Raw genomic sequence first — 13627 nt, forward strand, 5'->3', positions numbered from 1 at the left:
TTTGAGTGATTAGTAATTAGTGATTAGTAACTAGCTATTCACTAATTACTAATCACTTTTCACTTTATTTAGAAAATTGTTTCGAAACTTTCTCTGCTTTTTTGCTTTCAGAGTAATCGTAGAATCCTTCTCCTGATTTAACTCCTAATTTTCCAGCCATTACCATGTTTACTAATAACGGACATGGAGCGTATTTTGGATTTTTGAATCCGTCGTACATTACGTTTAGGATAGACAAACAAACGTCTAATCCGATGAAGTCTGCTAATTGTAATGGTCCCATTGGGTGTGCCATTCCTAATTTCATAACCGTATCAATTTCGTAAACACCACCAACACCGTTGTATAACGTTTCGATGGCTTCGTTAATCATTGGCATTAAAATTCTGTTGGCTACGAAACCTGGATAATCGTTAACTTCTGTTGGTGTTTTTCCTAATTTCACCGATAAATCCATGATGATTTTCGTAACTTCATCTGAAGTGTTGTAACCACGAATGATTTCCACCAATTTCATAATTGGCACCGGATTCATAAAGTGCATTCCAATTACTCTTTCTGGATGTACAACATTAGCTGCAATTTGAGTGATAGAAATTGAAGAAGTGTTGGTTGCTAAAATTACGTTATGATCGCAAACTTCGCTTAATTGTTTGAAGATGTTGAATTTCAATTGTACGTTTTCTGTCGCCGCTTCCACTACTAAATCACAACCTACAACGCCATCTTTAACGTCAGTATACGTGATGATATTTCCGATAGTTTTGTGTTTGTCTTCTTCGGTGATACTTCCTTTTGCTACCATTCTGTCAAGGTTAGCTGCTATAGTTGCCATTCCTTTTTCTAATGATTTTTCTGAAATATCGATTAATTTTACGGTAAATCCGCTTTGCGCGAAAGTATGAGCAATTCCGTTACCCATTGTTCCTGCTCCGATTACTGCGATTGTGTTCATTTTTATTTTAGGTTTGTTTGGTTTTTATTTTCTTGCATTCATACACTCAATAATCTGATACGCCACACGAAGTGCTTCTGTACCATCTTCTAAAGTTACGATTGGAGTGGTGTTGTTATTGATAGCATCCGCGAAAGTTTCTAATTCGTCCAAAATGGCGTTGTTGGCATCCACTTGTGGATTATCAAAATAGATTTGTTTTTTAATGCCTTCAGCATTTTGTAAAATCATGTCGAAATCGCCTGGAACTTCGGGTGCGTCTTTCATACGAACTACTTCGCACACTTTATCTAAATAATCTACTGAAATGTAAGCGTCTTTTTGGAAGAAACGCGATTTTCTCATGTTTTTCATCGAGATTCGGCTCGAAGTAATGTTGGCTACACAACCGTTTTCGAATTCGATACGGGCATTTGAAATGTCGGGTGAATCTGAAATTACAGCAACACCACTAGCATTTACTGATTTTACTTTCGATTTTACTACGCTCAAAATCGCATCAATATCGTGAATCATTAAATCTAAAACCACAGGAACATCCGTACCACGAGGATTGAATTCCGCCAAACGATGCGTTTCAATAAACATCGGATTGTTGATTTTATCTTTCACAGCAGTAAACGCAGGATTGAAACGCTCTACATGCCCAACTTGACCTTTTACGTTGTGTTTTTTTGCTAAAGTGATGATTTCTTCGGCTTCGGCAACAGTATTTGAAATTGGTTTCTCGATGAAAATGTGCTTTCCAGCTTCGATAACTTGTTTGGCACATTCAAAATGTTGCATCGTTGGTGTTACAATATCTACTACATCAACTGCAGCGATTAATTCGGCAATAGAATCGAATTTTTTATAACCAAATTCGGCTGCAACTTTGTTGGCGTTTTCTTCAAAAGCATCGTAAAAGCCAACTAATTCATATTTTTCAGATTGATTTAATAATCGCAAATGTATTTTTCCAAGGTGACCTGCACCTAAAACTCCCACTTTTAGCATAAAAAATTAATTTTATCAAAAGTACGATTTTAGTTGAAAGTGCAAAAGATTAAATTCCGAAACTTCTTAAAAAAGTTAGTTTATTTTCTGATTTGTTTTTTGAGATTTTAAAGCTATTTTTACCCAATCAAAATCATCCCAAATTGAAAGATACTAATAAACATCAAGGACTTAGAAATCAGTTGGTAAAGCAATTGGAAGAAAAAGGAATTACCGATAAAAACGTGTTAGCGGCTATTGGAAAAATTCCGCGTCATTTGTTTTTAGATTCTAGTTTTGAAAATTTTGCTTATCAAGATAAAGCGTTTCCAATTGAAGCGGGTCAAACTATTTCTCAACCTTATACTGTGGCATTTCAATCTCAGTTATTAGAAGTAGAAAAAGACCATAAAATTTTAGAAATTGGTACCGGAAGTGGTTACCAAACCGCAGTTTTGTGTATGATGGGAGCCAAAGTATATTCGGTAGAAAGACAAAATAAATTGTTTAAAATCACTTCGAATTTATTACCTAAATTAAATATTCGCCCAAAATATTTATCGTTTGGAGATGGTTACAAAGGTTTACCCGATTATGCACCTTTTGACGGAATTATTGTAACTGCTGGAGCACCATTTATTCCACAACCTTTAATGGCGCAATTAAAAATAGGAGGAAGGTTAGTGATTCCAGTAGGCGAAAAAGAACAAATCATGACGTTATTGATTCGTAAAAACGAAACCCAATTTGAAAAACACGAATTTGGTGATTTTAGATTTGTGCCTCTTTTGGAAAACAAAAACTAATTAGCGAAGATTCGTTAATTTTTGTTTCAAAACTTCCAATTCGTCTAATATGGAAGTGATTTCTTTTTCTTTTGAAGAATTTCCAACTTCGATTCCTTTTTCTTGAAGAATTTCCGTAATAGCTTGAATCGCAAATGGATTTAAATCGAAATTATGGTCGAGTTTTACTTTATACCAAGCAACTAACAATGGTTTTAAATCAATTTCTAGAATTTGAGCAAGCGTTTGAATTTGTTTCTTTGTTGGAATACGAAATCCGTTTTCAAACTTACTGATTAAAGCTTGGTCGATTTTCGCAATTTCGGCTAACTTTCGGGTTGAAAGTTCTTTATCTATTCGGCCTTGTTTTAAAATTTCTTTCATAAAAAATGATTAGAAACTTTTCTTAATTCGGTCGATATCGCGTTTGGTATCTTGTTCTTTTAACGATTCACGTTTGTCGTAATTCTTTTTACCACGACATAGCGCAATATCTAGCTTTGCTAATCCTTTTTCATTGGTAAACAAACGAAGCGGAACAATGGTTAGTCCTTTATTATCAGAATCTTTATCGAGTTTTTTTAGTTCGCGTTTATTCAATAATAATTTACGCTCACTTTTTGCTTTGTGATTGTAATGCGTACCATATAAATATTCCTCAATGTGTGAATTAATTACGAATAATTCGCCATCATGAAATTCGCAAAAACTTTCAGCAATAGAAGCTTTTCCGAGACGAATTGATTTGATTTCGGTTCCAGTTAAAACGATTCCAGCGGTGTATTTGTCTAAAATTTCGTAATCGAATTTAGCTCTTTTATTAAGTATGTTAACGGTCTTTTGCATAAGGACTACAAATGTAAATTAAAATTGTAGCATTTTAAAATGATAATTACAGATAAATAATTTTTAATCTATGATTTATATCAGTTTTTAGGGTTTTACATCTGAATATCTTTGACTCATAATTTTAAACTAATTAAAAATGAGAAAAATAGTTTTTGCTTTAATGGCAATGTCTTTAATGACAGTAAATTTTGTTAATGCACAAGATAGTGAAACAAAAAATGAATCAAAATCAAATGAATTTAAAAGATGGCAAGTTCGATTAAGAGCAGTTGGAGTTGCTCCAGATGAAAGTGCTAAAATTGGTATTATTGGGGGTGATGTTGCAATCTCGAATGCTTTAATTCCTGAATTAGACTTCACTTATTTCTTTACAGAACATTTTGCGACGGAATTAATTTTAGGAACTGCAAAACATGATGTAAAAGCTGTTAATACTGCTGCTGGTGATGTAGATTTAGGAAGTGTTTGGTTATTGCCTCCAACATTAACGGCTCAATATCATTTTTATACATCAGATCAAAAAGTTTTCAAACCTTATATTGGAGCTGGTGTAAATTATACTTTGTTTTACAATGTTAAGTCAGGAGATGTTGCTGATGTAAAATATGATAATGCATTAGGATATGCAGCTCAAGTAGGTTTTGACTTAATGTTAGATGATACATTTTTCATAAACGTAGACGCTAAACGTTTATTTTTAAGCACTGACGTAACGGTTGACGCTTCAAATTTAGCTCCTGGATTGAGTATTCCTGCTACTGTTGACATTGATCCTTGGTTGTTTGGTGTTGGTGTTGGAATGAAGTTCTAATAGCTTATCGGTTAGTTTTAATCTTAAAGAGATTACTCTAGGGTAGTCTCTTTTTTTTACATGTATTTTAAAGTTAGCTTAAATAATGCTTAAGCCTTGAAATAAAAGAGAAAAAAAGTAATTTTATTTAGTTTTTTTTTATAATTTTATTTAACTAACCTAATTAATAAACTATGAATACAGTATTTGAATTAATCGACAAAGAAATAATTACATCTTTAAATTTTCCAAAAGAGGATGTATTAGAAGATAAAGAAGATATCGCGGAACGCAGAAACGATTTAGATAGAGCACTTTCTTTGGGTAACCTAGAGCATGTTAAGATAAAAATTTATTTTGAAGATGATATGTCAAAGAAAATGGTAGAAACTACTATTTGGGGAGTTACAGAAGAACGTGTTATTTTAAAACAAGGAGTTGTAATTCCGGTAAAAAGAATACATAAAATTGTTTAATTTAAAATCTGATTACTTATGAAAAAAATCGCTCTTTTGGGTTTATCCCTATTATTTACATTAGGTTCTTTAGCACAAGAAACTAAAACAACAAAAGAAGCTAAAAAGGCTACAACAGAAAAAGCTGAAAAAAGTAAAAAAGAAGCTGAAAAGAAAAAGAAAGAGACAGAAAAGAAAGCAACCTCAGTAAAAAAAGATTCTAAATCGAAAGCAGATGAGGCTTCTGCCAAAGGCAAATCAACTTCTGCTGATGCAAAAGCAAAAGCCACTGCAAAGCAAGAAGAAACGAAAGCAAAAGTTGATGCTAAAAAAGCAGAAACAAAAGCAAAAGTAGAAACAAAAAAAGCTGATGCTAAAACAAAAGTAAAGAAAACCGAAGCTGAAGAAAAAGAAGACTTAAAAGAAACTGCAATGTCTAAAGCAGCTGAGAAAAAAGTAAAAGATAAAGTTACTGGAGAATACAAAGGAAAAAAAGTATTTACAGGACCAAGAGGCGGTAAATATTACATCAATAAAAATGGTAATAAAACGTATATCGACTAAATTAAAAATCCCGAGAAATCGGGATTTTTTTATATTTTTATTTTGATTGTTTTTGAAAAAGTTTCTTTTGCTTGTAAAAAGTTAATGCCTTCTTTTTCAAAAATATTTCCGTTATGATTTCTATTATCAGCTAAACCACACCAAGGTTCAATACACAAAAAAGGAGCGTTAGGTTTGGTCCAAATGCCTAAATAGGGAAATCCTTCAAACTGAACAGAAAGAACGGGTTCCTTCTTTTTTAAAATTGTTAATTCGTTTGATTGTAAATGCTTAAAAACTAAAGCGTCTTTTTCAAAAAGAGTGTAATTCAAATTAATAATCCCCTTTTCAGATTGTATTTTTTTGGATGCTGCATTAAATTGCTCGTTATCCAATTCATACGATATAAATTCTTCGGTTTGGTTAAATTTCAAAGAATAATCAGAAAATGAATTTTCAATTGCAAATGCTGGATGCGCTCCGATAGAAAAAGGCATAGTTGCTTCTGATTTGTTCTCAACGAAATACTTCATTTTTAATTCGTTTTCGTCTAATTCATATTCCAATCGTAATTCAAACTCAAACGGATAATTTTTCAAAGTTTCGGAATTACTTTCCAATACAAAAACAACGGAACTTTCGGTTTGATTTACAATTTGAAATTCTAAATTTCTAGCAAAACCATGTCGCGGTAATTCATAGGTTTTATTTTCAATGCTGTAAGTGTCATTTTTTAATCTTCCTACAATAGGAAATAATATTGGAGATGTTTTGTTCCAATACGTTTCATCAACTGTCCAAATGTAATTTTTGGAATCTTTTTCTAATCGAATTAATTCGGCACCAAGAGCATTAATTGATGCCGAAATTTTAGTATTTGTTATGGTTATAAGCATTTGTTGAAATTTCGTTTTAACAAGCCATAAATTACGGTATCAGTAAATTCATTGTTGTAATAAAAGTTCTCTTTAAAATGGGCTTCTTTTTCAAAACCATTTTTTTGTAAAACACGTTCTGAAGCAGTGTGTCTAGAGTCAATAACGGCTTCTATAGAATGAAAATTTAAGGTGTTGAAAGCATAATCTAATAGCGTTTTAACCGCTTCTGTAACATAACCTTTTCCGTTGTGTTCAGGAGCAATCATGTAACCTAATTCGGTTCTGAAATGTTCAGGTTGCGTTCTGTAAAATCCCATCAATCCAATGCATTTGTCGCTTCCTTTTTCGGTTACCGCCCAATTAATATCTTGGTTTTCGTCTATTTTATCATTTATTATTTTGATATGATTTAAAGCATCTTCAATAGTTGTTGCCAATGGTCTTGGTATGAATTTCATAGTTTCAGGATTGCCACGAAGAGCAAAAATTTCAGGAGCATCTTCATTGGTTAGTCGTCTAAAACGTAAACGTTCCGATTCTAGTATCGGAAAAGGAGAGAAGTCAAGTTGTAACATTATTTTTGTATAATTTGAATCTTGTTATTGAGTTTGAAATTGCTCTTGAATTGCTTTATCGTGTTTTTTACTGAAGAAAATCAACATACAAATAGCACCAATGGTTGCATATAACATATCAGATTGTGTATCCCAAACATAACCTTGCGTTCCTAAGAAAGCATCTCCACCTTCACCAGTTGATAATGAAACACCCCATTCTAACCATTCGTAAGCGGCACTTATTGCTAAACACACTGCTACAATGATGAAGTTAAAGAAACTCTTATTTGAAATTACATTTTTACGAATGAATAATTCTCTAACAATCATAGCTGGAACAAAACCTTGTGCAAAATGCCCAACTTTATCGTAGTTGTTTCGAGTTTGATGAAACGTTTCTTTTATCCATTCAAATGGTGGTACTTCAGCGTAAGTGTAATGCCCGCCAAGAAATAAGATGTAGCAATGAATTAAGATAAAGAAATACGTGAAATTGCTAAATTGAAAGCGTTTAAAGGTGAATGCTAAAATCGCTAACCCAATTACAGCAGGTAAAACTTCTAAAAACCAAGTAAAATATTCTTTTGGATAAATTCCAGAAACTACTAAACCTACAAAGAATAATAGTGTATAAAGTTGTAGTTTTTTCATTTAGTTAATTTGCTTTTTCTTTAAAATTAATGCGCTTACAAATGAAAATACAATTCCTAATGGTAGTATTTCCATATAAGTTAATAGGATAACCATAATAGGATTTTTGTACATTTCTTTGAAGGAATTCATATCTTCGGTTACTTTAGCTACTTCGTCTGGACTTGCTTTTGCAATAGCCATGTCCGTATAATGTTCTGCAAAATTTGGGAAGAAATTATAAAAGATAATTAGCCAAACTATCACATAAATGGTTGAAATAAATAATGTTATCCAAAAACCAGTTAGAAAAGCTTTTCCCAGAGAAATGAATCCGTTGTTAGCATCTTTTTGTTGTTTAATTCCTAATACCACAAAGATGAAAGCAAGAAGCATTCCGGCAAAACCAAAAAACATGCTTACTTCTTTTTCTGGATTTGCTTTCATGTAGAAAGTAACAGATAACAATAGTGCAGTAACAATACTACTTCCTAAAAATCCGTTTTTTAAAACAATTTTGTTCATGTGATTAGTTTTAGTTAGTTCTTCAAATTTAACGAAATTATTCGTTGAAATCTAAATCTTTATTATGTGTTTCAGAAATAGTTAGAGTAGAGTAGATGCCCAATGCAAAAGCAAAGAAACCAACAATTGCCGCAGCGGTTATAACTCCATTATTTACTTTTAATCCGTCAAATGCCAATAACATTACAGGAACTAATCCGCGAACCATATTTGGTATAGTGGTAGTAGCTGTACTTCTAATATTCGTACCAAATTGTTCGGCTCCAACGGTTACAAACATAGCCCAATAACCAGTTCCTAAGCCTAACCAAGCACAATAGAAGTAATACATATTTTCTGATTTCGTTCCACCAAAAAGCATTAAGCATGCCCCAACGATGGTAAACAACATCATATAAAAAATCGCTTTTTTTCGAGAATGTAACCAATGCGAGATGAAACCACTGGCAAAATCTCCCACAGAAATTCCAACATAAGCCCACATTATCGCTTTTCCAGGTTGAATACTATCAATTCCCATTACAGGTGCAAATTGATTGGCCATTACCGCTAAAATTCCGATGCAAAACCAAGTAGGTAATCCAATGGCAATGCATTTCATGTATTTTACGAAACGATTCCAATTGGTGAAAAAAGAAAAGAAATTTCCTTTTTTGATGTTCGAATCATGTTTAATGTCGTTATAAATTCCAGATTCGGCTACACTAATTCGTAATACTAAAAGCATTAATCCTAAAGCACCACCAATGTAATACGCAATCGTCCAATCACCTGCTAATTCTACTGTTAATTGGGCTACAACTGCTCCAAGTAAACCAAAACCAGCAACGATAGATGTTCCTATGGCACGCAATTGCTTAGGCAATGATTCTGATACTAAAGTAATTCCTGCTCCAAGTTCTCCTGCTAAACCAATTCCTGCAATAAATCGCAACCAAGCGTATAACATCGTTTTATCTTCGACAGGGAAATGAGGCAAAAATCCGCAAGCAATATTCGCTAAAGAATACACTAAAATGGAACCAAACAAAACGGAAAGTCTACCTTTTTTATCGCCCAAAATACCCCAAAGAATTCCACCTAATAACAATCCAACCATTTGAAAATTTAAAATCATTGTTCCAGCGGTGTCTACATCTAAATTCAAGTCTTTTAAACTGGGAACACGAACAATCCCAAAAAGTAATAAATCGTAAATATCAACAAAGTAGCCTAAAGCCGCTACAATTACAGGAAAGGATAGTAAGTGTTTTAGTTTTTCTTGGGTTGTAAATTCTTTCATGGGTTCCATTTGTTTCAAAAATAGAAAAATATTTGGTTATCAAATAAAAAAAGAAACACCGATTCAAAATTGAAACGGTGTTTCCCAAACTAAAACAAACTTAACCCATTATGAGCCCATGGATTAGGGGATATTTTAGTGAATTAGAATTTAATGTACCAACTCACTTTGATTTCTGAAAACTAGATTGCCATCAAAACTATCTAGTAAAATGATGCTGTCTGTTGTTACTTTTCCAGCTAATATTTCTTTAGAAAGTTGATTCAATACTTCACGTTGGATAACTCGTTTTACTGGTCGCGCTCCAAATTGAGGATCATAGCCTTTATGTGCTAAATAGTCAATTGCTTCTGGAGTGGCATCCATTGTAATTTGTTGGTGAGCCAACATTTTAATAACACTTTTCAATTGTAAGTTCACAATTTCTTTGATGTTTTTATCAGTCAAAGGAGTGAACATTACGATTTCGTCAATACGGTTGATAAACTCTGGTCGAACGGTTTGCTTCAACAAGCCTAAAACTTCTGTTTTTGCTGCTTCGGTTGCTGCTTCAATTCCACCTTTTAAATTCTCGAATTTCTCTTGAATTATTTGACTTCCCATATTCGAAGTCATAATGATAATGGTGTTTTTGAAATCCGCCACACGACCTTTGTTATCGGTTAATCGTCCTTCATCTAATACTTGTAACAAGATATTAAATGTATCAGGATGTGCTTTTTCAATTTCGTCTAACAATACAACTGAATATGGTTTTCTTCTTACGGCTTCTGTTAATTGTCCGCCTTCGTCATAGCCTACGTATCCTGGAGGCGCACCCACTAATCGGCTTACTGCATGACGTTCTTGGTATTCACTCATATCAATTCGGGTCATCGCATTTTCATCATCGAATAGATATTCGGCTAACGCTTTTGCTAATTCGGTTTTACCAACACCTGTTGTTCCAAGGAATAAGAACGAACCAATTGGTTTTTTCATGTCTTGTAAACCAGCGCGGCTTCTACGAACAGCATCACTCACAGCTTCAATAGCTTCTTCTTGACCTACAACTCTTCGGTGTAATTCTTCTTCTAAGCGAAGTAGTTTTTCGCGTTCACCTTGAAGCATTTTCATAACTGGAATTCCGGTCCATTTAGCTACTACTTCAGCGATATCTTCGCGAGTTACTTCTTCTTTAATTAGAGAAGTTCCGGCTTGATTTTCTGCTAATTGTGTTTGTAAAGCATCTAATCGTTCTTGCGCTTCTTTAATTTTTCCGTAACGAATTTCGGCTACTTTGCCATAGTCTCCATTGCGTTCGGCTTGTTCGGCTTCAATTTTAAAATCTTCTATTTCTAGTTTTACTGCCTGAATATTATCTACTACATCTTTTTCTGATTTCCATTTGGCAAAGATTTCATTTCGTTCTTCTTTTAAGTTGGCTAAATCCAAGCCCAAACCTTTCAATTTGGTCTCGTCATTTTCGCGTTTAATCGCTTCCATTTCGATTTCCAACTGCATGATTTTTCTATCCAAAACGTCTAATTCTTCTGGTTTTGAATTGATTTCCATACGTAATTTAGAAGCCGCCTCATCCATTAAGTCAATCGCTTTATCTGGTAAGAAACGATTCGTAATATAACGTTGTGATAATTCAACTGCAGCAATAATAGCCTCATCTTTGATACGTACTTTGTGATGTGTTTCGTATTTTTCTTTGATACCTCGAAGAATTGAAACAGCACTTTCCGTATCAGGTTCGTCTATATTTACTTTTTGAAAACGTCTTTCAAGCGCTTTATCTTTTTCGAAATATTTTTGATATTCATCTAGAGTCGTCGCTCCAATGGCACGTAATTCACCACGTGCTAAAGCGGGTTTTAAAATGTTAGCAGCATCCATTGCACCTTCGCCACCACCAGCACCCACTAAGGTGTGAATCTCATCAATGAAAAGTACAATATCACCTTCAGCAGAAGTTACTTCTTTTACTACTGATTTTAATCGTTCTTCAAATTCACCTTTATATTTGGCTCCTGCGATTAGTGCTCCCATGTCTAAAGAATAAACGATTTTGTCTTTCAGATTTTCAGGAACATCACCATCAACAATTCTATGTGCTAAACCTTCTGCAATAGCTGTTTTACCCACCCCAGGTTCTCCAATTAACATGGGATTGTTTTTGGTTCTACGTGTAAGAATTTGTAAAACTCTACGGATTTCTTCATCACGACCAATCACCGGGTCTAGTTTACCTGTACGTGCTAATTCGTTGAGGTTTTTAGCGTATTTATTCAAAGAATTATAGGTTTCTTCTGCCGTTGCAGACGTTACGCGTTCGCCTTTACGAATTTCAGCTATGGCGGTTTCTAATCCTTTTTCAGTTACACCTTGGTCTTTTAGAATTTGAGCTATTTTACTTTTCGATTTGAAAATGGCCAAGATTAAATGTTCGATGGAAACGTATTCGTCGTTCATTTTTTTAGCAATGATATTCGCTTCATTTAAAGCGGTTGCAGCTTCACGCGAAAGCATAATTTCACCTCCCGAAACTTTAGGGAAACTTTGTAACGTACTTTCCAATACTTTTTTAAATAACTCCACATTTACATTCAATTTTTTTAGAATGAATGGAGTTACATTTTCGTCGACTTCCAATATACCTTTGAAAATGTGCTCATTTTCTAATTGTTGGTGTCCGAATTCTTGTGCAAGTTGCTGAGCTTGTTGCAATGCTTCTTGCGATTTAATAGTTAAATTTTTTAAGTTCATTTTTTAGTTGTTGTCGAGTTGGGGATTCGTTTTTATTTTCAATTTAATGATTTTGAAAGGAGTACTGCAATTGGTATTCCAATGCTTAAATCAAGACAAAATGACTGATTTAACTCTAAAAACCACATAAATTTACGACATAATGTCTTAAAGTGCGACAAGAATTCATTTTTTTTGATAAAATGTCTTGAATTACCGATGAATGAAATTGGGAAAGTTTTGAGCAAAAAAAAACTCCGAAAATTGACTTTCGGAGTTTATATTTTTGCATGTAATGATTTTTAGAATTTCAAATCAATAGCAGGTAATAATTTACTTGAAACTTCTCCAAAACCAATTCTAATATTTCCTTTTTGACAATATCCTCTGATAATAACTGTATCATTGTCATTGATGAATTTACGTTCTGAACCATCTTTCATTTTTAATGGTTTTTGACCGCCCCAAGTTAATTCTAACATCGAACCGAAAGAATCCTCTGTTGCACCTGAAATCGTTCCACTTCCCATCATGTCCCCTGAATTTACTCTACAGCCATTAATGGTATGATGAGCCAATTGTTGTGCCATTGACCAATACATATACTTAAAGTTCGAACGAGAAACCACAGTCTCTTCAGAATTTTCTGGTTTAATTAAAACTTCTAAATTGATATCAAATGCTTTTTCTCCTTTTTGTTGTAAATAAGGTAATGGTTCTGGTGATTGCTCAGGACCTTTTGTTCTAAATGGTTCTAAAGCATCCATGGTTACTATCCAAGGTGAAATTGATGAAGCAAAGTTTTTCGCTAAGAATGGTCCAAGTGGCACATATTCCCATTTTTGGATATCACGCGCACTCCAATCGTTAAACAAAACCATTCCGAAGATATGTTCTTCTGCTTCTTCGACTGGAATTGGTTCTCCCATTAAATTCGCATCTGTAGTAATGAAAGCAGTTTCTAATTCAAAATCCACTAATCTTGAAGGTCCGAAAACAGGAGTTGTTTCTCCGTTTGGTAACGTTTGTCCATAAGGTCTGTGAACAGGAATCCCAGATGGCACAATCGTAGAACTTCTACCGTGATAACCTACAGGAATGTGTAACCAGTTTGGTAACAACGCATTTTCTGGATCACGGAACATTTTTCCTACGTTTGTAGCGTGCTCTTTTGAACTGTAGAAATCGGTGTAATCTCCAATTTGAACCGGTAAAAGCATTTCAATATCTTCAACTTTAAAGATTACAACTTCTCTATGATTTTTATTGTCTCTTAAAGTTGGATTGTTCTCATCGAAAAGTTCAGCTAAGCGATTTCTTACCAAACGCCATGTTTTTTTTCCGTCAGAAATAAAATCGTTTAGAGTGTCTTGCATGAACATATCGTCTGTAAGTTCAATACCTTCAAAATATCCTAATTGTTGTAGCGCCCCCATGTCGATGGCACAATTTCCAATTCTTGTTCCAATAGTGATTACATCTTCTTTTGTAATGAAAACACCAAAAGGAATGTTTTGAATCGGGAAGTCGCTATTTTCAGGAACTGGAATCCACGATTTTCTATTTGGGTCGTTTGCTATATTTGGCATATTTGTATTGTTAGTTTGTTGTTGAAAAATTATGAATCAAATATAAAATTATCTAGCAATGTAACAAACCTTTTTCGTAAT

15 protein-coding genes are annotated in these 13627 nt (G+C 33.7%); 4 read left to right on the top strand and 11 right to left on the bottom strand.

Annotated features, from left to right (window positions below; translation table 11 throughout):
- Positions 1-64: 64 nt before the first annotated feature.
- Both IM755_RS09550 and IM755_RS09555 read right to left on the bottom strand, forming a co-directional pair.
- A complete protein-coding gene (locus IM755_RS09550; protein WP_194096202.1) occupies positions 65-955 on the bottom strand; it encodes a 3-hydroxyacyl-CoA dehydrogenase family protein in 891 nt (296 codons plus the stop codon).
- Positions 956-979: 24 nt separating this feature from the next.
- A complete protein-coding gene (locus IM755_RS09555) occupies positions 980-1951 on the bottom strand; it encodes a Gfo/Idh/MocA family protein (protein WP_194096204.1) in 972 nt (323 codons plus the stop codon).
- 143 nt (positions 1952-2094) lie between these two features.
- Here IM755_RS09555 and IM755_RS09560 point away from each other — a divergent pair, with 143 nt between their 5' ends.
- Positions 2095-2736 carry a protein-L-isoaspartate(D-aspartate) O-methyltransferase gene (locus IM755_RS09560; RefSeq protein ID WP_026726572.1) on the top strand — a complete coding sequence of 214 codons (642 nt, stop codon included), beginning with the start codon at positions 2095-2097 and terminating at the stop codon, positions 2734-2736.
- Here IM755_RS09560 and IM755_RS09565 read toward each other — a convergent pair whose 3' ends face one another.
- On the bottom strand, positions 2737-3099 hold the full coding sequence (locus IM755_RS09565; RefSeq protein ID WP_026726571.1) for a helix-turn-helix domain-containing protein: 363 nt from the start codon (positions 3097-3099) through the stop codon (positions 2737-2739).
- Positions 3100-3108: 9 nt separating this feature from the next.
- Positions 3109-3561, bottom strand: coding sequence for an SsrA-binding protein SmpB (gene smpB / locus IM755_RS09570; RefSeq protein WP_194096214.1), 453 nt, complete (start codon positions 3559-3561; stop codon positions 3109-3111).
- Between the two features lie 139 nt (positions 3562-3700).
- On the opposite strand from smpB, the gene IM755_RS09575 reads away from it, so the two are divergent.
- From IM755_RS09575 to IM755_RS09585, 3 genes are all read left to right on the top strand, one after another.
- The gene (locus IM755_RS09575; RefSeq protein ID WP_194096216.1) at positions 3701-4375 is read left to right on the top strand and encodes an OmpW/AlkL family protein; all 675 of its coding nucleotides are present in this window, start codon (positions 3701-3703) and stop codon (positions 4373-4375) included.
- A gap of 173 nt (positions 4376-4548) precedes the next feature.
- A complete protein-coding gene (locus tag IM755_RS09580) occupies positions 4549-4830 on the top strand; it encodes a hypothetical protein (RefSeq protein ID WP_194096218.1) in 282 nt (93 codons plus the stop codon).
- An 18-nt stretch (positions 4831-4848) separates the two neighbouring features.
- Positions 4849-5373 (top strand): hypothetical protein, encoded by a 525-nt coding sequence (locus IM755_RS09585; RefSeq protein ID WP_194096220.1) that lies wholly within the window; start codon positions 4849-4851, stop codon positions 5371-5373.
- Positions 5374-5402: 29 nt separating this feature from the next.
- Here the strand turns inward: IM755_RS09585 and IM755_RS09590 are convergent, their stop codons facing one another.
- The 7 genes from IM755_RS09590 to fahA form a co-directional block, all read right to left on the bottom strand.
- Positions 5403-6248, bottom strand: a complete 846-nt coding sequence (locus IM755_RS09590; RefSeq protein ID WP_194096222.1) for an aldose 1-epimerase family protein — start codon at positions 6246-6248, stop codon at positions 5403-5405.
- Positions 6239-6805, bottom strand: coding sequence for a GNAT family N-acetyltransferase (locus IM755_RS09595; protein WP_194096224.1), 567 nt, complete (start codon positions 6803-6805; stop codon positions 6239-6241). Before IM755_RS09595 ends, IM755_RS09590 begins: the two co-directional genes overlap by 10 nt.
- Before the next feature lie 24 nt (positions 6806-6829).
- The gene (locus IM755_RS09600) at positions 6830-7438 is read right to left on the bottom strand and encodes a DUF2238 domain-containing protein (RefSeq protein WP_194096226.1); all 609 of its coding nucleotides are present in this window, start codon (positions 7436-7438) and stop codon (positions 6830-6832) included.
- Positions 7439-7942: a DUF4199 domain-containing protein gene (locus IM755_RS09605; protein ID WP_194096228.1), complete on the bottom strand. Its 504-nt coding sequence runs from the start codon at positions 7940-7942 to the stop codon at positions 7439-7441. It abuts the gene before it with no gap.
- Positions 7943-7979: 37 nt separating this feature from the next.
- The gene (locus tag IM755_RS09610; RefSeq protein ID WP_194096230.1) at positions 7980-9224 is read right to left on the bottom strand and encodes an MFS transporter; all 1245 of its coding nucleotides are present in this window, start codon (positions 9222-9224) and stop codon (positions 7980-7982) included.
- Positions 9225-9374: 150 nt separating this feature from the next.
- On the bottom strand, positions 9375-11978 hold the full coding sequence (clpB, locus tag IM755_RS09615; RefSeq protein WP_194096232.1) for an ATP-dependent chaperone ClpB: 2604 nt from the start codon (positions 11976-11978) through the stop codon (positions 9375-9377).
- 281 nt (positions 11979-12259) lie between these two features.
- On the bottom strand, positions 12260-13546 hold the full coding sequence (gene fahA / locus IM755_RS09620) for a fumarylacetoacetase (protein WP_194096234.1): 1287 nt from the start codon (positions 13544-13546) through the stop codon (positions 12260-12262).
- Positions 13547-13627 lie beyond the last annotated feature (81 nt).

It is taken from the genome of Flavobacterium proteolyticum (assembly GCF_015223105.1).
GTDB classification, from domain to species: domain Bacteria; phylum Bacteroidota; class Bacteroidia; order Flavobacteriales; family Flavobacteriaceae; genus Flavobacterium; species Flavobacterium proteolyticum.

Bases quoted from the DNA above. Each gene is read 5' to 3' on its own strand.
- IM755_RS09550 (WP_194096202.1), bottom strand. From the start codon at position 955: ATGAACACAATCGCAGTAATCGGAGCAGGAACAATGGGTAACGGAATT.
- IM755_RS09555 (WP_194096204.1), bottom strand. From the start codon at position 1,951: ATGCTAAAAGTGGGAGTTTTAGGTGCAGGTCACCTTGGAAAAATACAT.
- IM755_RS09565 (WP_026726571.1), bottom strand. From the start codon at position 3,099: ATGAAAGAAATTTTAAAACAAGGCCGAATAGATAAAGAACTTTCAACC.
- smpB (WP_194096214.1), bottom strand. From the start codon at position 3,561: ATGCAAAAGACCGTTAACATACTTAATAAAAGAGCTAAATTCGATTAC.
- IM755_RS09575 (WP_194096216.1), top strand. From the start codon at position 3,701: ATGAGAAAAATAGTTTTTGCTTTAATGGCAATGTCTTTAATGACAGTA.
- IM755_RS09580 (WP_194096218.1), top strand. From the start codon at position 4,549: ATGAATACAGTATTTGAATTAATCGACAAAGAAATAATTACATCTTTA.
- IM755_RS09585 (WP_194096220.1), top strand. From the start codon at position 4,849: ATGAAAAAAATCGCTCTTTTGGGTTTATCCCTATTATTTACATTAGGT.
- IM755_RS09590 (WP_194096222.1), bottom strand. From the start codon at position 6,248: ATGCTTATAACCATAACAAATACTAAAATTTCGGCATCAATTAATGCT.
- IM755_RS09595 (WP_194096224.1), bottom strand. From the start codon at position 6,805: ATGTTACAACTTGACTTCTCTCCTTTTCCGATACTAGAATCGGAACGT.
- IM755_RS09600 (WP_194096226.1), bottom strand. From the start codon at position 7,438: ATGAAAAAACTACAACTTTATACACTATTATTCTTTGTAGGTTTAGTA.
- IM755_RS09605 (WP_194096228.1), bottom strand. From the start codon at position 7,942: ATGAACAAAATTGTTTTAAAAAACGGATTTTTAGGAAGTAGTATTGTT.
- IM755_RS09610 (WP_194096230.1), bottom strand. From the start codon at position 9,224: ATGAAAGAATTTACAACCCAAGAAAAACTAAAACACTTACTATCCTTT.
- clpB (WP_194096232.1), bottom strand. From the start codon at position 11,978: ATGAACTTAAAAAATTTAACTATTAAATCGCAAGAAGCATTGCAACAA.
- fahA (WP_194096234.1), bottom strand. From the start codon at position 13,546: ATGCCAAATATAGCAAACGACCCAAATAGAAAATCGTGGATTCCAGTT.